The 21,689-nt window shown below is 46.1% G+C and carries 22 protein-coding genes; 5 read left to right on the top strand and 17 right to left on the bottom strand.

Translation table 11 applies throughout. The annotated features are described in order from the left end of the window. Window positions 1-89: 89 nt before the first annotated feature. The 15 genes from KW844_RS02470 to KW844_RS02400 form a co-directional block, all read right to left on the bottom strand. Complete coding sequence (locus KW844_RS02470; protein WP_218375115.1) at window positions 90-1,754, bottom strand: glycosyltransferase family 39 protein; 1,665 nt, start codon at window positions 1,752-1,754, stop codon at window positions 90-92. Between the two features lie 39 nt (window positions 1,755-1,793). Continuing rightward, a complete protein-coding gene (nagA, locus tag KW844_RS02465; protein WP_218375114.1) occupies window positions 1,794-2,891 on the bottom strand; it encodes an N-acetylglucosamine-6-phosphate deacetylase in 1,098 nt (365 codons plus the stop codon). Window positions 2,892-2,909: 18 nt separating this feature from the next. Beyond that, window positions 2,910-3,296 carry a VOC family protein gene (locus KW844_RS02460; RefSeq protein ID WP_218375113.1) on the bottom strand — a complete coding sequence of 129 codons (387 nt, stop codon included), beginning with the start codon at window positions 3,294-3,296 and terminating at the stop codon, window positions 2,910-2,912. A 9-nt stretch (window positions 3,297-3,305) separates the two neighbouring features. Beyond that, window positions 3,306-4,103: an amidohydrolase gene (locus KW844_RS02455; protein WP_218375112.1), complete on the bottom strand. Its 798-nt coding sequence runs from the start codon at window positions 4,101-4,103 to the stop codon at window positions 3,306-3,308. A 58-nt stretch (window positions 4,104-4,161) separates the two neighbouring features. Then, window positions 4,162-4,626 carry a regulatory protein RecX gene (locus KW844_RS02450; RefSeq protein WP_218375111.1) on the bottom strand — a complete coding sequence of 155 codons (465 nt, stop codon included), beginning with the start codon at window positions 4,624-4,626 and terminating at the stop codon, window positions 4,162-4,164. Between the two features lie 9 nt (window positions 4,627-4,635). Then, window positions 4,636-6,981 carry an ATP-dependent helicase gene (locus KW844_RS02445; RefSeq protein WP_218375110.1) on the bottom strand — a complete coding sequence of 782 codons (2,346 nt, stop codon included), beginning with the start codon at window positions 6,979-6,981 and terminating at the stop codon, window positions 4,636-4,638. A 350-nt stretch (window positions 6,982-7,331) separates the two neighbouring features. Further along, complete coding sequence (locus KW844_RS02440) at window positions 7,332-7,832, bottom strand: RNA polymerase sigma factor (protein ID WP_073084385.1); 501 nt, start codon at window positions 7,830-7,832, stop codon at window positions 7,332-7,334. Between the two features lie 278 nt (window positions 7,833-8,110). After that, window positions 8,111-8,641, bottom strand: a complete 531-nt coding sequence (locus KW844_RS02435) for an HdeD family acid-resistance protein (protein WP_218375109.1) — start codon at window positions 8,639-8,641, stop codon at window positions 8,111-8,113. A gap of 606 nt (window positions 8,642-9,247) precedes the next feature. Beyond that, window positions 9,248-10,774 (bottom strand): M28 family peptidase, encoded by a 1,527-nt coding sequence (locus KW844_RS02430; RefSeq protein WP_218375108.1) that lies wholly within the window; start codon window positions 10,772-10,774, stop codon window positions 9,248-9,250. A gap of 95 nt (window positions 10,775-10,869) precedes the next feature. Further along, window positions 10,870-11,328, bottom strand: a complete 459-nt coding sequence (gene rpiB / locus KW844_RS02425) for a ribose 5-phosphate isomerase B (RefSeq protein ID WP_218375107.1) — start codon at window positions 11,326-11,328, stop codon at window positions 10,870-10,872. Window positions 11,329-11,381: 53 nt separating this feature from the next. Next, window positions 11,382-12,239 carry a twin-arginine translocase subunit TatC gene (gene tatC, locus KW844_RS02420; RefSeq protein ID WP_218375106.1) on the bottom strand — a complete coding sequence of 286 codons (858 nt, stop codon included), beginning with the start codon at window positions 12,237-12,239 and terminating at the stop codon, window positions 11,382-11,384. Window positions 12,240-12,849: 610 nt separating this feature from the next. Continuing rightward, the gene (locus KW844_RS02415) at window positions 12,850-14,112 is read right to left on the bottom strand and encodes a hemolysin family protein (protein ID WP_218375105.1); all 1,263 of its coding nucleotides are present in this window, start codon (window positions 14,110-14,112) and stop codon (window positions 12,850-12,852) included. Window positions 14,113-14,154: 42 nt separating this feature from the next. After that, window positions 14,155-14,724 carry a guanylate kinase gene (gmk, locus tag KW844_RS02410; RefSeq protein ID WP_218375104.1) on the bottom strand — a complete coding sequence of 190 codons (570 nt, stop codon included), beginning with the start codon at window positions 14,722-14,724 and terminating at the stop codon, window positions 14,155-14,157. 96 nt (window positions 14,725-14,820) lie between these two features. Next, window positions 14,821-16,128 (bottom strand): UDP-N-acetylglucosamine 1-carboxyvinyltransferase, encoded by a 1,308-nt coding sequence (murA, locus tag KW844_RS02405; RefSeq protein ID WP_218375103.1) that lies wholly within the window; start codon window positions 16,126-16,128, stop codon window positions 14,821-14,823. Then, on the bottom strand, window positions 16,128-16,847 hold the full coding sequence (locus tag KW844_RS02400; protein WP_218375102.1) for a DUF4290 domain-containing protein: 720 nt from the start codon (window positions 16,845-16,847) through the stop codon (window positions 16,128-16,130). Before KW844_RS02400 ends, murA begins: the two co-directional genes overlap by 1 nt. 369 nt (window positions 16,848-17,216) lie before the next feature. Between KW844_RS02400 and KW844_RS02395 the strand changes: the two genes are divergently transcribed. Continuing rightward, window positions 17,217-17,927 (top strand): alpha/beta fold hydrolase, encoded by a 711-nt coding sequence (locus KW844_RS02395; protein ID WP_218375101.1) that lies wholly within the window; start codon window positions 17,217-17,219, stop codon window positions 17,925-17,927. Here KW844_RS02395 and KW844_RS02390 read toward each other — a convergent pair whose 3' ends face one another. Together KW844_RS02390 and KW844_RS02385 are read right to left on the bottom strand one after the other, a co-directional pair. After that, window positions 17,928-18,860, bottom strand: a complete 933-nt coding sequence (locus KW844_RS02390) for a tryptophan 2,3-dioxygenase family protein (protein WP_218375100.1) — start codon at window positions 18,858-18,860, stop codon at window positions 17,928-17,930. A 60-nt stretch (window positions 18,861-18,920) separates the two neighbouring features. Beyond that, window positions 18,921-19,388, bottom strand: a complete 468-nt coding sequence (locus KW844_RS02385; RefSeq protein WP_029465139.1) for an Lrp/AsnC ligand binding domain-containing protein — start codon at window positions 19,386-19,388, stop codon at window positions 18,921-18,923. A 572-nt stretch (window positions 19,389-19,960) separates the two neighbouring features. On the opposite strand from KW844_RS02385, the gene trmB reads away from it, so the two are divergent. From trmB to KW844_RS02365, 4 genes are all read left to right on the top strand, one after another. Then, on the top strand, window positions 19,961-20,668 hold the full coding sequence (gene trmB / locus KW844_RS02380) for a tRNA (guanosine(46)-N7)-methyltransferase TrmB (protein ID WP_218375099.1): 708 nt from the start codon (window positions 19,961-19,963) through the stop codon (window positions 20,666-20,668). Then, the gene (locus KW844_RS02375) at window positions 20,640-20,837 is read left to right on the top strand and encodes a DUF5522 domain-containing protein (protein WP_218375098.1); all 198 of its coding nucleotides are present in this window, start codon (window positions 20,640-20,642) and stop codon (window positions 20,835-20,837) included. The genes trmB and KW844_RS02375 overlap by 29 nt, the downstream gene beginning before the upstream one ends. A gap of 99 nt (window positions 20,838-20,936) precedes the next feature. Next, a complete protein-coding gene (locus tag KW844_RS02370; protein ID WP_218375097.1) occupies window positions 20,937-21,380 on the top strand; it encodes an IPExxxVDY family protein in 444 nt (147 codons plus the stop codon). Between the two features lie 68 nt (window positions 21,381-21,448). After that, on the top strand, window positions 21,449-21,679 hold the full coding sequence (locus KW844_RS02365; RefSeq protein WP_218375096.1) for a 4a-hydroxytetrahydrobiopterin dehydratase: 231 nt from the start codon (window positions 21,449-21,451) through the stop codon (window positions 21,677-21,679). Window positions 21,680-21,689: the final 10 nt, after the last annotated feature.

The following is a 21,689-nucleotide window of genomic DNA, read 5'->3' as shown; positions in this document are numbered from 1 at the left end:
TGCATCTGCCCGTCACCGATGACGACGGGCAAAATGCAAAAGGGGCGTGGACCGCAGGTCCACGCCCCTTTTGCATCTATAAAAAAGTTTTATTCAACGATCACCTGAATCACCTGGCTATTATGCGTTGGTGGCATAGGATCCGCAAACACACTGCATTTCAGCTGGTACTTACCTGGCTTATCCGGCATAATCACTTCCATGCTCGTCAACCGCCTGCTGATGGCCCTGGCCAAGGTCAGCTCGGTTTTAACCGGCGCATAGGCAGAATCTTTAGACGTAAATCCATAACCAATCACCGGTTCATTTTTCCAGTTAATAGGCACCGGACGATGATACCAGTTCTCCGGCGCCACTACCAGTTTGTAATGCTCGCCCCTCCTCACTTTAAGCTGCGTGGCAGCAGGTTTCAGCTGGATAAGATTATAGGAATAATAAGCAGAATCTACATAATAATCCCAGGTTCCACGTCCGCTTACCACACTGTCAGTAATAGGCAGATTAGGTCCGAAAACCACCACCTGCTTACCCCACAGCTGCGTTTCTGTATCCCAGTAATTATACTGGCTACGGCGGGAATAGCGGGAGTTCAGGCTATAGGAAAGGTTGCCGGTGTAAAACATATATTTGGACGGCAACTGGTAACTGTTCATAAACACCACAGGCCTGTCGCCCGCAGCAGCAGCCACTTTCGAAGTCCATTCCCGGTTATGGTGAATCTCTGGCCGGATTTCGGTTCCCGGCATAAAATCCCATACCATATATACCCTAACTACCAGCACCAGCAACAAGGTAGCCGGTAAGCTGTACAGGAATGCGCGCCCTTTCCAGCCTTTGCGCTTAATCGTTTGGTGGGCCAGGATCAGCACCGGCGTAAACAACATCACCGTCCAGTTAGCCTCTACCCTGCCTTTGAAGGTACTGATCATAAAAAATACCAGCACCCCGATCACCGAATACTTCAGCGCCCTTTCGAACGTATGCTGAATCGGACAAATAAACGCATAGTAAAGCACCAACCAGCCCAGCAGCGGCCCAAAGAGCAGCAGTTGCCCTGCGAGGTAATCCAGCGTAAAGCTGATATGATAATGCGATGCATTACGTTCTACCAAATGATATTGTAACGACGGGAATCCATGATTATACTGCCAGATGATGTGTGGCAGGAACAATAGCGAAGTAATAATTACCGCCACGTAGTATTTGAAAACACGCAGCAGATTGAGGTTGGAGAGCAATGTAAAGAAAACCAGCAGCACACCATGATACTTACTGTAAAACATAAGCGTCATGGAAATAGCCAGCAGTATGGTGTTCTTCCAACTTTGCTCATCCACAAACACCTTGTAAGCCCAGAAATAAAGGGCTGCAAAAAATATCAGCGGTACATCCGGCACGGCCAGCATGCCCCCTACCTGCATGGCACCCATAGAGCCAAGCATCAGGTAGAACAGCCGGTTATCCTCCCTGCTAAGCAGCTTGGCGGTAATCCATAAGGTGAGGGTATTCAGTACCACTACCAATAGCCGCACACCAAGCTCATTATGAAACAGACCGTAACCTATCTTTATCAGGAGGGCAATCATAGGCGGATGGTCGAAGTACCCCCAGTCCAGATGACGGGAGTATACCCAATAGTAGGCTTCATCGTCCCAAAGCTCTGAAAAGCAGGCCTGAAGAAGCCCCAGCACCAGCCAACCCAGTAAAAAAAGATTTCGATATTGATTTTTCCGAAGAAATTGAGGTATGCCCATGCGTTCGTTCTTATGTAAGATTTAGGGCGAAGATAAATATTAACAATAAACAGTTGTCTGCCCATTCTCCGGAATCACCAGGAACGACGCTTCGCAGCCGGGCGCAAGGCGACCAATTTTATTGGCCATACCCAGTGCTTCTGCCGGATACAGGGATGCCATCCGGATGGCTTCCCGCAGACTGCACACATCGTTATTGGCCAGATTACGCACGGCCTGCAGCATGGTAAGTCGTGAACCGGAAAGTACGCCGGTAGCACTTACGAACCGGTCTTTTTCTTTCAGGTAGATGTAAGCGCCGTCTTTATTCTCCTCCACCGCGTCCGTTATAAGGTATAACCGCCGGCCCATAATTTTTTTGCTGATACGGACCGACGCATAATCCACATGCACCCCGTCTGCCACGATACTGGCATATACTTCCGGATGGTCGTAAATAGCCCCTACCAGCCCCGGTGCCCTGCTCTCCAACGGCGACATCGCATTGAACAAATGCGTGGCATGACGGATACCATTTTCAAACGACGTATAGGCTTGCGCGTAAGTAGCGTTACTATGCCCGGCATATACGATGATGCCGGCATCCTGCAGTTGCTTTACCAGTGCGGGATCACAGCATTCCGGCGCCAGGGTAATAATCTTTACCACATCGCTGCCGTTTTCCAGTATCCAGTCAATATCTTCTTGTGTAGGTTGTTTGATATATTCGGTGAGGTGAGCACCCTTTTTGGCGGGATTGATAAACGGCCCCTCCAGATGCAGACCCAGCACCCCTTTTCCGTTTTGCTGCCAGTAGGTTCTTACCGCTCTCATGGCTTCCAGCATTATTTCGGGAGATATAGTAGCCACCGTAGGCATAATGTACGCGGCCCCACCAGCCTTACTGTATTCGTAAGTACCGGTCAGTGACTCCACGCTGGGGTACATGGAAAAAACTTCCCCGTTGCCGCCGTATATCTGTAAGTCGATCAGCGCGGGTGCCAGGTAGGCCCCATCCAGGTCAATGATTTCATGACCTTCGGGAATATCTTCGGTGGGTGTAATACTGGTAATCAGGCCGTTATCGGTTGTCACAGCGTGGTTTTTCAATACTTCTTCTCCGGTAAATATGGTAGCGTTAACGTAGGAAGTGGGCATATCTGCTGTTTTAGGAGGTTATACTTCGTATAACTCTAAAGGTAGCCCATCGGGGTCAGCAAAAAAAGTAAAACGTTGGTTTGTGTGGGGGTCAATACGGATAGGCTCTGTCACTACGCCTTTGGCGGATAAATCTTTTACAGCCGCCTCTATATCTGCTACGGCAAACGCGAGGTGGCGCAGGCCTTGTGCCTCCGGGCGACTCACGCGCGCCGGCGGATCAGGAAAGGAAAAGAGCTCGATTACATAGTGGTCGCCAATGGCCAGGTCCAGCTTATAGGAATCACGCGCTGACCGGTATACTTCCCGGATTACACGCAACCCAAGCACATCGGTATAAAATGCCTTACTACGTGCATAGTCCGAACAAATGATAGCGATGTGATGGATTCCGTTCAGTATCATACAATTAGCTTAGTCTAAGATGGTAAAAGCGTCCGCGTCTTTGAGGAAAGGAATATTTTTTCTTACGTCTTCCAGGCGCTCACGGGAAAGGGTATACGTAAATACATCCTGGTCATGTGCTTTTTCATAGAGGATCTCTCCCATAGGATCTATGAGGCTGGTATCACCGCTGTGGTAGATGTTGTTACCATCGTTACCCACACGGTTTACACCAATAGCGAAGCACTGATTTTCGATGGCGCGTGCGCGCAGCAAGGTTTTCCAGGCTGTGTTACGTCTTTCCGGCCAGTTAGCTACATATACCAGCACATCATAAGCCGGTGCGCCGGTTTCTTCCACAATGCGGTTGCGTGCCCATACCGGGAAACGCATATCGTAGCAGATATTCAGATTTATTTTCCAGCCTTTTACGGATGCAATCAGGCGCTTGTCGCCACCTTCGTAATGCTCATGCTCACCGGCATAACCGAAGAGATGGCGTTTATCATAGGTGCCGTAAGTGCCGTTTGGCAGCATCCAGATCAGGCGGTTCAGGTATTTACCATTTTCTTCGATGATCAGGCTTCCGGTAATGATGATGTTCTTTTCAGCTGCTTTTTTCTTCATCCACTGAAACGCGCTTCCGTCCATTGTCTGCGCCAGGCGCTCCGGCGCCATGCTGAATCCGGTACTAAACATCTCCGGTAAAAAAACGACTTCCGTCCGCTCTCCTATGCTGTTGATCTTTTCGTCAAACATGCGCAGGTTGGCTTCAATATCTTCCCAATGCAAGTCGGCCTGGATAAGTGTTACTTTTAAATCTGACATCGTTGAAAATTATATAGCAAATTTACTTGCTGCCTGATTAGAAACTTTTTAAATCTTGCTACTTAAAATCGGGATTATTTACGATTTGTTCAAGCGCTTCGCTGATAAGCTCCTGTTCAAAGCCCCGTTGTAACAGGTATTGCATGGTTTTATATTTCCTTTTCAGGGGAATTTCACCTTTGAGCGACTGGTATTTCTTTTCCGTTTGCTGCAATACTACCTGCAGGTAATCATCTTCATCAATTTCCTGCAATCCTTTTTTGATACAGTAAGATGATACCTGTTTCATCTTCAGGGAGGCCTGGATCTTTTTCCGGCCCCACTGTTTCATACGGAACTTGCCACCGGCGTATGCTTTGGCGAAACGCTCCTCGTTGAGGAAGTTATCCGCGATGAGTGCAGCGATGGCTTCGTCCACTTCATTACCGCGCATGCCCAGTTCCAGTGCCCTGTATTTAACTTCCGAGTGGCACCGTTCCTGGTAAGCACAGTATTGCCTTAATTTTTCCAATGCTTGCGACATCCCCGGATATTAGCGTACAATACGCAGTTTGGCATAGTTAAGCATGATTTTCTTTTCGCCGCCGCCCTTAGGGAAAACTACTGTAGCGATGCGGTTATTAGGCGCGCCTTCCATACCGGTGATGGTACCGAAACCAAATTTCTGGTGCTCTACCTGCATACCTGGTTCCATGCCTGCCGGATCATCCGGTGCAAAGCCTGGTGTAGGTACATGGGTGGAAGCTGGTCCTGCTGCTGGTTTCGGAGCTGGCCGCGGACCTGGGTTTTGTTGTGGGGCAGATGACGGAGTTGTCTTTTTCTGCATCCTGTCGAACATATTGGAACCGCCTCCGGCACCCCATCCGCCACCATTGGTGCTGCCAAAGGCATTACGGATAGCACCGCCGCCGGCGTAGCTGCGATCAATAAATTTCTCTGGCATCTCTTCCAGGAAGCGGCTGGGCTCATTCTGCACCAGGTTACCGAAGCGGTAACGGCTGTTGGCATAAGTAAGCCAGAGACGTGATTTAGCCCTGGTGATCGCCACATAAAACAGGCGTCTTTCCTCTTCCAGTTCCTCGCGGGTGTTGATAGACATGCCGCTGGGGAACAAGGTTTCTTCCAGCCCTACGGTAAATACAACCGGGAACTCCAGTCCTTTTGCCGCGTGGATGGTCATGAGTTTCACGACATCGCTGTCTTCCTTGTTTTCGTTATCCGAATCAGTGAGCAGGGTGATCTGTTGCAGATAAGAGCCCATGCTTTTATCCAGCAGCTCACCTTCTTCATCGGGAGTTTCGGTAAATTCCTTGATGGAGTTGAGGAGTTCCTGCACGTTTTCGTAACGGGCAAGGCCTTCTGTGGTTTTATCGTTGAAGAGCTCTTTTACGATGTTAGTGGATTTACCAACGTTTACGGCTACGTCATAAGCGTTATGCTTACCCAGGAGGGCCTGGAAGCTGCGGATCATGGTTACAAAACCATCGATCGCTTCGAGGGTACCACCTTTGAAACCGAATTCCCTGGCGCGTTCCAGCACTTCCCACATGGTAATATTGTGTTCATTGCTGAATACGATTGTTTTCTCGATGGTTGTTTTACCAATTCCTCTTACGGGATAGTTGATAATACGCTTGAGACTTTCTTCATCGCGGGTATTCATGGTAACGCGGAGGTAAGCCACAAAATCCTTGATTTCCTTGCGCTGGTAGAACGACAGGCCTCCGTAGATGCGGTAGGGTATGGCTTTACGGCGTAAACTTTCCTCAAAAGAGCGGCTCTGGGCGTTGGTACGGTAGAGGATTACGAAGTCGCGGTTATCATAGTGGTTACGCAATTTTTGTTCTGCAATGGTATCCGCTACGAACTTACCTTCTTCGTTATCTGTGTTGGTACGCACCAGTTTGATGGTATCGCCATCCTGGTTATCTGTCCAGAGGTTTTTCTCAATCTGTCCTTTGTTATGTGCGATTACTTCGTTCGCTACATTAAGGATAGACTTGGTACTGCGGTAGTTTTGTTCCAGTTTAACAACGCGGGCATCGTCGTAATCCTTTTCGAACTGAAGGATATTCTGGATGGTGGCGCCGCGGAAGGAGTAGATACTTTGCGCATCATCACCCACCACGCAGATATTTTCGTTTACAGCACCCAGCAGTTTGATGATTTCGTACTGAGCAGGGTTGGTATCCTGGTACTCATCGATCATGATATATTTGAATTTGTGCTGGTATTTATGAAGTACTTCCGGGAATGATTTGAGCAGCACATACATTTTGAAGAGGAGGTCATCAAAGTCCATTGCGCCGTTTTTGAAGCAGCGTTTGGCGTACATGTCATAGATTTTGCCAATCAGGGGTCTGTTGGCTCTCATATCTTCCTGTTGCACGTAGTAATCGTGCTGGTATTCTTCTGGTCCCATCAGGCTGTTTTTGGCAGCGGAGATGCGGTTGTATACGAAGTTGGGTTTATAGTGTTTATCATCAAGATTGAGTTCATTGATGATGGTTTTGAGTACGCTTTTGGCGTCGTCGGTATCGTAGATGGTAAAATCGTTGGGATAGCCGAGGCGGTGGGCTTCTGCGCGGAGGAGCCGGGCGAAAACGGAGTGGAAGGTACCGATGTAGAGGTTCCTGGCTTCGCTGCCGCCAAGGATTCTTTCCACACGTTCTTTCATTTCGCGTGCGGCTTTATTGGTAAAGGTTAGCGACAGGATGTTGAATGCGTCTACCCCGTTGCGCATGAGGTGCGCGATGCGGGTAGTCAGCACCTTTGTTTTTCCTGAGCCGGCGCCGGCTACGATCATCAGGGGCCCGTTGATGTGTAGAACTGCTTCGCGCTGCCGTTCATTCAGCTCGTCTAAATAGTTTGCCTTCATCACGAAATATGCTGTTTATTGAAATTTTTACTGTAGATCTGAAGGGTGTAAAAGTACAAAAAACCTGTGGAGAATTACGGGGTAAGTTGGGTAATGGTATAAATATGGGAGATCTGGTTCAGTATAACTGAAGCCCGCAAACAATAGTACAGCATGTGACATTCAGTTACATCTGCGTAGGGGCACAAATGTAACAGCATGACTTTCCTTTAATCAGTTTCTTGCTCACTACAGGGTTTCATAGATTGTAGCGGCGATAACATCAGGTATTGCCGAGGGTTTGCAGGCTTCCGTTACCAAAAAACCTTATATATAACTGCTTACTAGCTTTTATATTCTCTTACAAAAATTTAGTGTCTGGTTATTCTAGTTTTGAGCATTTTCCTGGCGAAGTGGATTCTGCTTTTAACTGTTCCTAATGGTTCATTGAGTATAGCTGCAATTTCATAGTACTTATAACCTTCAAAATAGAGTAAAAAAGGTTGTTTAAAGATGATGGGCAGGTTGTAAACGGCCATTTGTACATCCTTGACGCGGAGTTCGGATTCGGCGAAGTTTCCGATAGCGGAAGGCTGGTGACTGAGGAGATAGTCGCCTACGGCGCTATCCAGCAGTCTGAACTGGCGGTTTCCTCTGCGGTAATTGTTAATAAAAATGTTCCGCATGATTGTATACAACCAGGCCCGGATATTGGTGCCTGCGAGGTATTTATCGCGGTTAGACAAAGCTCTGAACAGCGTTTCCTGGTAGAGGTCTTTGGCTGACTCTGAGTCTTTGGTTAATGTAACTGCGTATGGACGCAGAAAATCGGCGTTTCCTAGTAACAAATTGTTGAATTCGGTGGATGACATAACGGTTAACTTTAAATTTTTTCGAAATACGCTACAGTAACAGCTCCACACGGAGCGGGGAGTAAAATAAAGACGGTCAGAGATGGTATCCACCGGGCTCCAAACCGGTGCTGCTGGCAGTCTTTTCAGGCCTGTCGGAAAGGAGTTATCAGCACCTGACCTTCAGCCTGATAGCAAGTGCCGTTAATCTGGTGTTCTTAGTTTCATAGTGATGCGTTTTAGTTAGAAAATATGCTTGCATATGGGGCATTCTGAAATAAGGGTAAAATCCGGTAGGTTCATCTTTTATGAAGCCTGACTGATAAGGAGATCAACATGATGCCTGTGATAATAGCATAAAAGCCGAAGATCCAGGTAAGGGTGACGGCGGCAGCCACCGGGTTGGACAATAGCAATATGCCGAAAAAAATAGTTAAAAGTCCTCCAGCGATATACCATCCTTCTCCGGTAATAACCTTTCTGAGCCTGATTGCAATAATAATCTCGAACAGTCCGGCTACAACAGCCCAGAAGGCAACCAGGTAAATCAGTGCAGTTCCTGTGGCAAAAGGATTAATGATAGTCAGGACCCCTAATATTATACCAACAATACCAGACAAAAGGAACACTCCCCAGTTCTCGGAAGTCCTCCTTGCTGCTACTGCTCCTATTACAGCGAACGTACCGGCGATGAAAAGATATGCTCCGAAGAATACTACCAGGGTGGTAAAGGTGGCTCCCGGCCATACAATAGCCAGCACCCCCAATACCAGGGCAAAAATGCCCCGAAGCAAAAAAATCCACCAATAGTCGCTATAAAAATTAGGCATGCATCCTTGTTTATGGTTTCACAATCCGCTGCAAATAATCGGTAGGTAAGCGTTTAAAGCACAATCAGACATTTTTTCGATAACAGTTGTTACAACTCAGAAAATTTAGAAAAACTCAGGTACCAGAAGCACATTCACTACTTGTTGTGTATAAAACCGTTTAAAGGGCAGCCACACTTTGGGGAATTTCTCCATGATTGTGTGCGATAACCATACGGTTCAGGTGTTTTCATATTCGGTATTTCTCTTCTTGCAGATGGGTGGGGTTATCTGATAATGATGCCACAATCCCCCCTGAAACAATAAAATACCGATTGAATAACAACAGGTTAATTAAAAATGTTTAACGGGTACCCGGACGCTCTTTAAACTAACAGACCGATACTCACTTATGACGCTAAAAACTCGCTAATAGAATTCACATACAACAAACAACATATATGTTGTTTTCTTAAGACTAGGACTCTATTATAAATTTATAAATTTTTGTTAAAATAAACAAAAACCTTTTGGGTGGCCGTTTTACATAACGTTTTTCAATTACTAACACTGACGTACATACGAAAATGAGGTTTTCAATTGGTTAATAAAGTTTGTCTTATAAGGTTATTTTTCTGACCTGTCTACTTTTAACCTGCCATCCCTGTTTGCAATCTCCCAGGCCGTGTAATATACTAGCTGCGCTCTACGCGCTAACAATTCAAATTCGATTTTCTCTACTGTGTCTCCTGGTTGGTGATAATCCGAATGTGTTCCGTTAAAATAAAAAATTACCGGAATATTTTGCTGAGCAAATTTGTAATGATCAGATCTCCTGTAAAAATCTTCTGGGTCCCCGGGGTCATTATACTTATAGTCCAGCTTAAATTGGGTAATGCGATTTGCCTCCTCATTAATCGGCCGAAGCTCCGAACTCAGCTTATCATCGCCTATGATGTAAATATAGTTAGTATCCCGTTCATGTGCAGGATCAATTCTGCCAATCATATCAATATTTAGATCGGCCACCGTGGCGGACAATGGATACAAAGGATGATTGATATAGTAACCAGAGCCCAGCAGCCCTTTTTCTTCTCCCGAAACTAACATAAACACCACACTCCTCCTGGGCCCTTTCCCCTCCTGCTTCGCTTTCGCAAATGCTGATGCAATCGCCATTACAGCAGCTGTACCAGAACCATCATCATCCGCTCCGGGATATAGCACGTTGTCCACCACCCCTAAATGATCATAATGCGCCGTCACAAAAACATACTCGTCCTTCTTGTCGCTTCCCTCCACCATTCCTACAATATTTGAAGGCTTGTAAATATTACTTTTCTTATCAAGTGTAATCTGAACAGGAACCCTAACGTGAACAGGTATACGCAAATGCCCCTTGCGGGAGTCTAACAGGCTATCATTATATGCTTTCCCCAGCAAACTTGCCGCCATAGCAGGTGTGATGTAATACAGGTTAGGACCTTCTGCAGTGGCGCCTGGCATATAAATACCCGTATGGCGCAACTTATTTTTATTCAGCAACCGGTAGTTCCTTGCATGCGGTGATATCACCAGCAATGCCCGTACACCTGCAGCACGCGCAGCCGCCAGCTTGTTATAGGTAATCCCGTAATCCCTTGGTAAACCACCCGGCACCCCTTCCCGGATTAACACTACTTTTCCCTTTACATCAATGTTTGCATAATCATTAAAGCTGGCCGTGGATATGCCATAGCCGGCAAACACAATCTGATCTGTCTGAATCGTTTCTGATTTGCTTTCGAGCAGGTCGGTAATAAAGTCCTCCCCGAAATGATAATCCGTATCCCTTACCCGAATCACCCCCTCGATCAACGTATCCTCATACATCTCATAAAATTGCTCCCAGTTGCCCGCAGCTCCTGGCTTTAAGCCCGCCTCCCGTAACTGGGTGATGATATAGGACGCTGCCTTTGCCTGCCCCTTTGTAGCCGTTTCCCGGCCCTCCATCTGCGGACTGGCCAACACCTCCAGCCAGGGCCTGATCGTGCCGGGATTGATGGTTGCGGCATATTTACCGGCAACTTCCACGGAACGCAGATCCTGCTGGGCAAAGCCAGTAAAGGAGATACAAAACAATAAACAGGTAGCGGCAACACGGATAAATTTCATGCGGAAGTACATTTAGCCTGGGATTCTTTACTATTAACAAAAAAAAGAGCCGGGAAGTTCCCGGCTCTTTAAAATACAAAATTTATAACAGCTGCCTAGAGGCAGGTCATTTTACGTACCCTGTTTTCGTGGCGGCCACCTTCAAACGGCGTATTGATAAATACGTCCACCATCTGGTTCGCTACAGCTACATCTACAAACCTGGCAGGGATGCAAAGCACGTTGGCATTGTTATGCTGCCGCGTGAGTCGTGACAACTCCTCGCCCCAGCAGATTGCCGCACGGATGCCCTGGTGCTTATTGGCTGTAATAGCCACCCCGTTGGCACTGCCGCAGATCAGGATACCGAATGCGGCTTCTTCGCGCTCCACCGCCGTGGCCACCGGATGTGCATAATCCGGGTAATCCACTGAATCTTTCGTATGCGTACCGAAATCTTTTACTTTGATGCCTTTTGCTTCGAGGAAGGAGATTACTTCTTCCTTATACTCAAAACCCGCATGATCAGCGCCTATGGCTACCGGAAGTGCAAGATTAAAAGTCAATTTTTCCATAACAAGTAATTTTTCAGATGAATGAAGTTGGCTTATCACTTACTGTTTAACAATTATGACCATTCTTCAACTTCTACTTTCTCTTCTTTATTCTCACGATCGCGCATGGCTTTCTTAGATATAAAGATACTGATTTCGTACAGGAGATATAAAGGCGTAAACACAATCAGCTGGTCTATCAGATCCGGCGGAGTAATAACCGCTGCCAGAATCAGGATCACTACCACTGCATGCCTGCGGTAGGCACGAAGGAATTTAGGTGTGATGAGACCAAACTTCGTCAGAAAAAATACCAGTACCGGCAACTCAAACAGCAAGCCCATACCCAGTACAATCTGCGACATCAGATCAAAGTAATCATCCATGAAAAACTGGTTGATCGCTTTATCTGTAATAGTATAAGACGCCAGGAAGTTGATGGTAAACGGCGCCATGAGAAAATATGCGAAAAATATTCCGAGGAAAAACTGGAACGACACCCAGAAAATAACGCCCCTGGCACCTTTCAGCTCTTTCTCTTTTAATGCCGGCTTCACAAAACGCCAGAACTCCCAGAAGATATACGGGAACGAACACACGAAACCAATCACAAATGCCAGCTTAAACTGCAGCATGATCTGGCCCACCATCTTAGAGTTCATGAACACCACCTTTACAGGCGTGATACACAAAGCATCTCCGAGATTAAAAAAATGTCCGATGGCACAAAGCGCCCTGTAAGAAGGGAAAGTGGCATTAGTAGGCCCGAAAATCACATTATCCAAAATCTCCTGCGTATAGAGAAATCCAAATATGCTGAACGCAACAATCGACAATACTGATCTAACAATATGCCAGCGAAGGTCCTCCAGGTGATCAAAGAAAGACATCTCTGCCTTATCGTTATTCTTCGAAAAAAATTTCTTTAACATGTTCTAGTATTCAATCCGGTTTGAATGCGGTGATCAAAATCAAGAGGCACAAATATAGCGGATGGATACAACAATTCGCAGAACTGTTTTACCAGTGGGATGCATCATTTCCGCAACGGATTTGCCGTTTTTCGCAGAGTTCGCAACCAGTAAAATAAAATGTAATGAAAAGTGCGAGATGAGTTAGGGCAAAAAAAAGAGCCAGCCCGAGAAGAATCAAGAGCCGGCCTTTCATCCATTGTTTGTTAACCCCAAAAAAGTTGAATTCGAGAATGTCTTTGGCTCCCAGGTCAACTACTTACCTAATTGATGGCAAGCGTTCAGAATAAGTAAGAATCTCTGGTAGCTTTATTTGTAATACAAAAATAACGAGAAATATTTTATTATCAATGTTGGAACACTTTTTTTACAACCTTTTAACAAAAATCAAATCATTGTGTTACATCATCTATAGCAAATGTATACATTCCGTGTTAAATTCCTACTACTTTTTTAAAAAACGTTTTAGCAATTATTGTTATTGTCTTGTTAACACAAATATTAGAAAAAAATATAAATAGTTTATATTTTTTTTATAAGCGGTTTTTCGGCATGCAAAAACTGCAATTTTTTAGCCTAAAATCTTCATTTTGACCATTTCTATCCTTGTGTCTGTCACATTCAGAATATCAAATTCATAGTCATCTATAATAATCCGCTCTTTAATCTTAGGAATCGTTTCGTGGTGATTAATGATATAACCCGACAAAGTTTCACTCTCATCTTCCGGAAAATCCAGTCCGTACTTCTCATTCAAGTAATCAAGTTCCAAACGGCCGGAAAAAATATATTCCTTCTCAGCAATCTGCTTTTCTACGAACTCCTCTTCGTCATGCTCGTCTTTTATCTCTCCAAAAATTTCCTCCAACACATCTTCTATAGTCACAATACCCGCAGTACCGCCAAATTCATCCACTACCCAGGCAATGCTTTTCCTTTCCTTATTAAACTTACTCAGCAAATCTATCGCACTCATAGTTTCCGGAACAGCCAGGATCGGATGAATGATAGCCTGGATATCCTTAGGCGCCTTAAACAGGTCAAGCTGGTGAATATAGCCCAGTATATTATCTATACTGCCTTCATAGATCACTATTTTCGACAGCTTGGTTTCCATGAACTTGCTCCGCGCATGCTCGATCGGGCTGGTAATTTCCAGTGCCTCAATTTCCTTTCTGGGAATCAGGCAGCCCCGGATCTTCACATGGGCGAGCGACAACGCATTTTCAAACAACTCGGTGTTCAGTTCCTGGTTTTCGCTGACATGCTGCTGCGACTGGCGGATGAAGTTTTCCACATCCACCCGGCTGAACGACTCCCTCGTTTCCAGCAGGCGTACGTTAAAGAGGTACTTCAGCATCCATTCTGCAATAGATACCAGCACATTCCCGATAATATACAACGGCTTGGCGATCATGGAAATCGGCAGCGCAAAAAAGCTCAGCAGCGCCTCCGGTCTGGACCGGAATACCGCTTTAGGTATAAAAAATCCGAGAAAAAGAATCAGCAGGGATGCCAGTAATACTTCCAGGAAGATTACCAGTGGCTGCATATTGGCGATTTCCGGTGCTGCTACCACCCCCAGCGGCTGAATTGCGCCTGCCATCATAATGCTGTAGATCACGATGGTGATCGTAAACCCTACCAGGCTGGTAGCCAGGAAACGGCTGGGATGCTCATTTAAACCGGCAAGAATTTTACCGGTAGTCCTACCCTGTTTCTTTTTGAGTTCAATACTGAGCTTATTCACATTCGCGAATGCAGACTCAATACCGGCGAAAAAGCCCGCCAGCAGTACCAGAAAGACTAAAATTATAAGTGTATAAACGTCCATCTCAACAAAAATAACAAATTAGGAAAACCAACCATCACAGGGCTATTTTATATTTAAAAAATCTTTTACCAGATTTTTTACTTCTTCATAGGCCCTATCCAACACATCATTAACAACAATTTTATCGAATTCGTGCGAAAAAGAAAGTTCGTAACGGGCTTTAGCCAGGCGTTCATCCAGGGAAGCCTGGGTTTCGGTACCACGCTCACTGAGGCGCTCACGCAGTGCATCAATGGAGGGCGGTTGTATAAAGATCGTCAGGGCTTCCTGGTGATATTTCTCTTTAATGGACAAAGCTCCCTTCACATCAATATCTACCATCGGGATCTGATCATTACTCCAAATTCGTTCCAGTTCGCTCTTCAGCGTACCGTAATATTTTCCGGCGTACACCATTTCATACTCTGCAAACGCATTTTCATCAATTTTCTGATGGAAATCGTCCGAGGTCATGAAATAATAATCTCTGCCATGCACTTCATTGGCGCGGGCTTCGCGGGTAGCGGCAGAGATAGAAAATGCCAGCTGCGGCATTTCCGCCAGTAATTTTTTTACGATAGTGGTTTTACCAGCACCGGAAGGAGCGGTAACGATAATGATCTTTTTTTCCATATTAATTTCTCGGGTACCCCAAATACAAAACCCAAAAACCAGGATTTAGTTGCTGGTATTTGGGCTCTGTTAGCAGGTATGAACTTGAAGAATTTATTAAACACGTTTGATATCGGCGCCAAGTTTCCGGAGGCGTTCGTCGATATACTGGTATCCGCGGTCAATCTGGTCGATATTCTGAATGGTGGATTTACCTTCTGCGCTGAGGGCAGCGATCAGCAGGGATACACCGGCTCTGATATCGGGGCTCGACATAGTAATCCCCCGGAGGTTGTGCTGGCGGCCAAGGCCAATCACTACCGCACGGTGTGGATCGCAGAGTACAATCTGTGCGCCCATGTCGATCAGTTTGTCTACAAAGAACAAACGGCTTTCAAACATTTTCTGATGGATCATCACACTGCCTTTTGCCTGTGTGGCCACCACCAGTACAATACTGAGGAGGTCAGGGGTAAAACCTGGCCATGGGTGATCGGAGATCGTGAGGATTGAGCCATCGAGGAAAGTCTGTATCTCATACGTTTCCTGGGAAGGTATGTAGATGTCGTTTCCACGGATTTCGAGGTTGATACCGAGCTGGCGGAATTTCTCCGGGATAATCCCCAGGTGTTCCACACCGGCATTTTTGATGGTGATCTCGCTCTGGGTCATGGCTGCAAGGCCAATGAAGGAGCCGATTTCGATCATATCCGGCAGCATCTCATGTTCGCATCCGCCGAGGTATTTCACCCCGTCGATGATCAGCATATTGGAACCGATACCCTGTATTTTGGCGCCCATGCGTACCAGCATTTTACAAAGCTGCTGGAGATAAGGCTCGCAGGCTGCGTTGTAGATGGTGGTAGTACCTTCGGCCATTACAGCTGCCATTACAATGTTGGCGGTGCCGGTAACACTTGGTTCATCCAGGAGCATATAGGTTCCTTTCAGACCTGTTGTTTCGAGCCGGAAGAAGTTATCGTCCGAATCGTATATGAATCTGGCGCCGAGGCGTTCGAATCCGATAATATGGGTATCCAGGCGGCGGCGACCAATTTTATCGCCTCCCGGTTTAGGGATAAACGCTTTTCCGAATCTTGCCAGCAACGGACCGGCGATCATAACGGAGCCGCGTAAACGGCCTGATTTCTTTTTAAACTCGGGGCTCTGCAAATAATCCAGATCGATGGCGTCAGCCTGGAATTCACAAACATCTCTACTTACACGGTTAATCTTTACACCCGCCTCACCAAGGAGTTCTATCAGGAGGTTGACATCTACAATGTCGGGGATGTTGGATATGGTTACCTTTTCAGGGGTAAGCATTACTGCACTGATGATCTGTAAAGCTTCGTTTTTGGCACCTTGAGGAACGATCTCCCCTTGCAGACGGTTGCCGCCTCTTACTTCAAAAGCACTGCTCACTACTTATTCCGGTTTTTGTTGAACTTGTTATTATGCTTGTTATTATTTCCTTTGCCTGGAGTGTTACTACCGCCTTTGAACTTCTGGTTCTGCTGGAAGTTTTTACGTTTACCGGTACTGCTGGTGCGGAAATGATCCCCACCCATTGTATTACCTGATGGCTGCGTAAATGTCGGCGTACTGGCAATAACCGAAGGTGCGCCCGGATGATATTCCAGCTGGTTGCCGGTAATAGACAGCAGTTCCGCCTTGATGGCATCATCATGCACACTCTCCTTATGCCAGTTGCCATAAGCGAGTTTCATGTAGTTGGCTACCACCTGCGTGAAACCTTCTTTTTTTTCCGGATTTTCTTCAACAATTGCTTTGTCAATCACCATTTCCAGGTTTTTTCCAAAGTGCCTGTTTCTTGGATACTTTTTAGGGTATGGCAGTCGCTCAGGTCTTGCCTTTAAGGTTTCCCTGGTAGGAATGGGGTATGGAGACTCCACCTGGAGCCCAAAGCCGGATATGTTGAAGATATGATCCCAAAGTTTATGTCTGAAATCCTCCACATTTCTGAGATGCGGATTCAGCGTACCCATCAGCTCTATGACCGCCATCGCATTGCGCTGGCGCTCCATATCGTCCTCTATGGTCAGTAGGTATTCCACCATTTTCTGGATATTCCTACCGTACTCTTTCATTATCAGGTGATTACGCGTGGTATTATATTCCATTAGTATTATTTAATAAAATTATTTGATGAGGAGACATCTTAATGAGAACAAAAGTGATTCTCAAAAGGGAAGAAGTTAATCGGCAACATCATTGCAAACATAATAAAAAAATATGAGGAACATTTCACATCCGGGCATTGTTTATAAAAGCATATCCATGTTATCCCCGGAAGCTATTTTAGGCCAATTACCTGAGTCCCTGGCGGACAGTCACGCGGAGTTCCGTGCATGTCGGCGAGGCAAGCCGGAAGACGTTGCGGTATGATTTACCCTGAGCTGTGGCCGTTACTTCTTCCGCCACCGGCATTGTTGATCCAGCAGATGATCACGGGGCCGGGTAAATTGGTTATTTTTTTCTTAGTTTTAACTATGCAGCATCAAAAGATCCCCATTCTGTTATTGCATGGCGCGCTGGGAGCGGCCTCGCAGTTCGACGCACTTACATCCACGCTGGAGCAGCATTACGACGTACATACCCTCGAATTCAGCGGACATGGCCAGCAGCCGTTTTCGGCGGAGGGCTTTAGTGTTCCTGTATTTGCAGGCGAGGTATTACGTTACCTGGAAGAGCGAAACATCGATTTTATCCACATTTTTGGCTATAGCATGGGCGGCTATGTAGCCTTGTACCTGTGCCGCCACCACCCTGAAAAGATCGGGCATGTGATGACGCTGGCCACCAAGTTTAACTGGAATGAAGCTACCGCTACCCGCGAGGTGAAGCAGCTGAACCCGGAAACAATCGAAGAAAAAGTACCGGCATTTGCCAGGGTGCTGGAGGCGAGGCATGCGGCGTCCGACTGGAAGGAAGTGGTAAATATGACGGCCCTGCTTATTGCGGAGCTGGGACATACCAACCTCCTGAAGGCCGGCGATCTGGGGCAGATAGCATCTCCCTGCCTGGTTATGATGGGTGATAAAGACGGTATGGTATCCTTTCAGGAAACTATCGAGGCTTATAAATCGCTCCCGCTGGCACAGCTGGCTATATTGCCAGATACGGTACACCCGCTGGAAAAAGCAGACGTACCGTTGCTGGCATATCATATAAAGCGTTTTACCACGCAGCAGTTCGATTGATTATTCGTCGCCCATGGCGATTTTACCCCAGTTATTCAGCTCCTCTTCTGTCCACAGTTCAGGGAAGAAAACGATCCTTTTATTTTTCGGAGGCAAATACTGCTGCCAGTTGGTACCGCCGGTGGCGGCAATATCTTCCGGTTTTTTGTGCAGGTATCTTACAGCAGACTTATAGTGCATCAGCGGCCAGCGGACGTTGATGTTAAGGTCATATTCCCGCAGGAGGGGTGCTACTTCTTCCTGTTCCTGTGGGGTGAGCTGCTTATAGCGTAATTGAATGTTATTGTCCTGGTACCGGGTGGCTGTTTTCAGGAAAGTTTCCATGTATTTCAGCTCAAACTGGCGCAGGGTAAGGGTTTTCTTGCCGCTAGCCAGTTCTGTTGCTCCGCTTCTCCAGTAGATGTTATCCAGTGCGTCTTTCAAGGCTGCGCCACGCACCTGTTCCCGCTGTGGTTCATATACCAGGTTGGGCAAGGTGGTGGAGCAGATTTCGATCAACCGGAACTGTCCGCTCTGGAAGCCGCTGGCAGGCAGCAAGGCCATCCGGAATTTCAGGAACTGCTCTTTATCCATTCCGTCTACCATGATCTCAAAGGAGCTGATCAGGCTTTTGAAATAGTTGTTGATGCGCTTGAGCTGCACTTTAAACGTGTCGGCCTTGGCCTCCGGCGCCTGGCAGATCTGTTCTATGGCCTGCAGCGTAAGTTTAAAGTACAGCTCCGTGATCTGGTGATACATAATGAATATGCTCTCATCCGGAAAGGGCGTCCGTGGGTGCTGCAGGTTTAGCAGCACATCCAGTTGAATATAGTCCCAGTAAGTAAGGTAATCCGCGTACAGAAGCCCGTCCAGGTAGGACGAGAGGTTTTGACCCATCGCGGCATATTTTTCTTCCAGCCGTTGTATTTTTTCGGCGATTTCTGTTGTAACCATGGCGAAATTTAATAATTAAGAATGAAATGGCAACTACGGCCAGCCCATCCCATATTATTATTATTCAACCACGTTGATCGTACGGTAAAAGCTTTCTTCCAGAGAAATGAGGGTTTCGGTTCTTTCGATGCCTTTTATTTTCTGTAATTCGTCGTGCAGAATACGGCGAAGCTGGGTAATATCTTTACAGATGATTTCTGCGAACATACTATAGCTACCGGTGGTGTAATTGAGGCGTACCATTTCAGGTATCTTTCTTAATTCTTTAGCTACGGTATCATACATGGAGCTTTTTTCCAGGTATATTCCAATAAAGGCGATTACATCATAGCCAATCATTTTTAAATCTACATGTAATTTAGTACCTTTAACTATACCCAGTTCTTGTAGTTTCTTCATTCTAACGTGGATAGTACCCCCGGAAACGAATAACTTTTTCCCCAGGTCTGCATACGAGATCTCTGCATTATTCATCATCTCGCTGATTATCTGCAAATCAAGTTTGTCAATATTCAAATTGTGGCTCATTTTTACAATTTGTTTTTGAATGTTTTAAAGTTATATGCAAATATTTAAAAAATATCGAAAATTCAAAAATTTTTCTTAAAAAATTTGCAAAGAATCACCAACCTCTTTAGATTTGCATCATAATCATTACACAAAACGCCGTTGAAAAGCAAAAGCAGTATTGATTATACACATATTGTGGGATGATGAAACTGGCAGACATGCCCTCTTGTCTCGGGGGTGGGGATCACAGGATAAACGTAGTATAATTGGGTTGACCACTAATCTTACTTGTACTATGGCTAACTGCCCCGTGGAGGTTCGACTCCTCCTCCTACAGCTGAATTGGTTTAAAGAGTCCGTGGGTTATGCTCACGGGCTTTTTTGCTTTTATCCCCCTCCTATTTTTCTTTTCGGGAGATATTTAAGCCCGCGGCGCTAACATCTCCCGTAACAAAAACAACCAACCGCCGCCTCACTTTCCCATTCCATGCTACATAGACGTGAAAAAACTGCCGGAATAAGGCCGCCCCTTTCCTAATCCGGGCCTCAGCTTTGTACGTGACCAACCAAATATGTATTTTTGCGCCCAAATGGGACAAAAAAAATTAGAACGCTTCGCTGAAATAGAAACTTTTCCTAATGTATTGATCTATCCCGAAGGGATGCAGGGAAAATGGCATGAATTCTTTCATAACAACAATCCGGTAACATTAGAACTGGCCTGTGGTAAAGGTGACTATACCGTAGGACTGGCCCGGCTGTTCCCGGAAAGGAATATTATGGGAGTGGACCTGAAAGGTAACCGCATCTGGAGAGGCGCCAAAACCGCCCTGGATGAGAAACTGACCAATGCGGCATTTCTGCGCACCCAAATCGATAAACTAAACAACTATTTTGCCCCCGGCGAAATAGGCGAAATATGGATCACCTTTCCTGATCCGTTCCTGCGTCAGTCGAAATCCAAAAAGCGCCTGACCCACCCGAAATTTCTGGCCTTATATCAGCCCCTGCTCGCCCCAGGCGCTACCATCAACCTGAAAACTGATTCGGAAGAACTCTATGAGTTTACCAAAGAGGTAATACAGCAGGCAGGATGTAAATTAATCGAGAACATCTCCGACGTATATGCGCTGCAGCCAGTGCCAGCACTCCTGCAAATCCAGACACATTATGAAAGGTCGCACCTGGCCGACGGCCGCACCATCCGCTTCCTCAAATTCCAGCTGCCGGAAGCTCCGCTGGACTGGCGTAATATTAAATTAGCAACTGATGAAGAAATCGCTGATAGAAAAGGTTGATTTCTATTATAACGAACAGGGCTATATGGTGTTTACAGCAAAGTTTCACCTCGACCGTGGCCACTGTTGCGGCAATGGCTGTAAACACTGCCCCTACAACTACGACCAGGTGCCGGAGCCCAAAAGGACCCTCCTGCGCAATAAAAGAAAAGAAGATCAACAGCCATAAACCACCGGAAGCGGGCGCCCCACCCGCTTCCGGTATGAAAAAATCAAAAAATAATACCCCGATTGCAACATTGCATAATTTTCCCCATTATCTTTAATTATGACGATACTTAAACTGAAGCTGGATCAGGATCAACTGGTGGAGGACTTTTTCGATAGTTCCCATTTGATTGGTATTGCCTCCTCTGCCCGGGATTACCAGCTCTGCTGGCAGATCAACCGTCATCTGCATACCAACTTCAGGGTCAACAACTCCCTGGAAATTACCCTGACTAAAAAAAACAGGTCCTACCACTTCCCCGTGCTGGATTTTCACGAGCCTACCAATGCCGTGGTTCACTATTGCTACAACAACCACTGCCAGGCCGAATTCCTGTTGCCCGAGCTCAAACAGATCCATTTCCTCTGGATGATTAAAGGCGACTACTACAAGGCGGAAGATGTGAAAAAAATTGTGGAAGAATTAAGGCACGTACCGCAGGTACAATTAGTATCTTTACTTGATATACGAGAGATCAGGAATAAGATGAACCTCATTTTTTAGACAGGACATAACCGATAATAATCTTAACCAGTCCACGTAGAAAGCCCTACGGTAAAACATTTCCGCATATGTGGGAAGAAAAAAACAATCAGTTATTCCGGAGCTTTACATTTAAGGATTTCCGGGAAGCTTTTGCCTTTATGACGAAAGTAGCACTAACGGCCGAGAAGATGGACCACCACCCCTACTGGACAAATGTGTATAACAAGGTGGAAATCTATCTGTGTACACACGATGCCGGTGATATCGTCACTGAAAAAGACCGGCAACTGGCCAACGCCATCGACCAATTATTTTAGATAATTTATT

The sequence above is a fragment of the Chitinophaga sp. sic0106 genome (assembly GCF_019219075.1).
Classification (GTDB): domain Bacteria; phylum Bacteroidota; class Bacteroidia; order Chitinophagales; family Chitinophagaceae; genus Chitinophaga.
The sequence above is the reverse complement of the archived record's forward strand: the minus strand, read 5'-3'. Positions and strand labels throughout refer to the sequence as shown.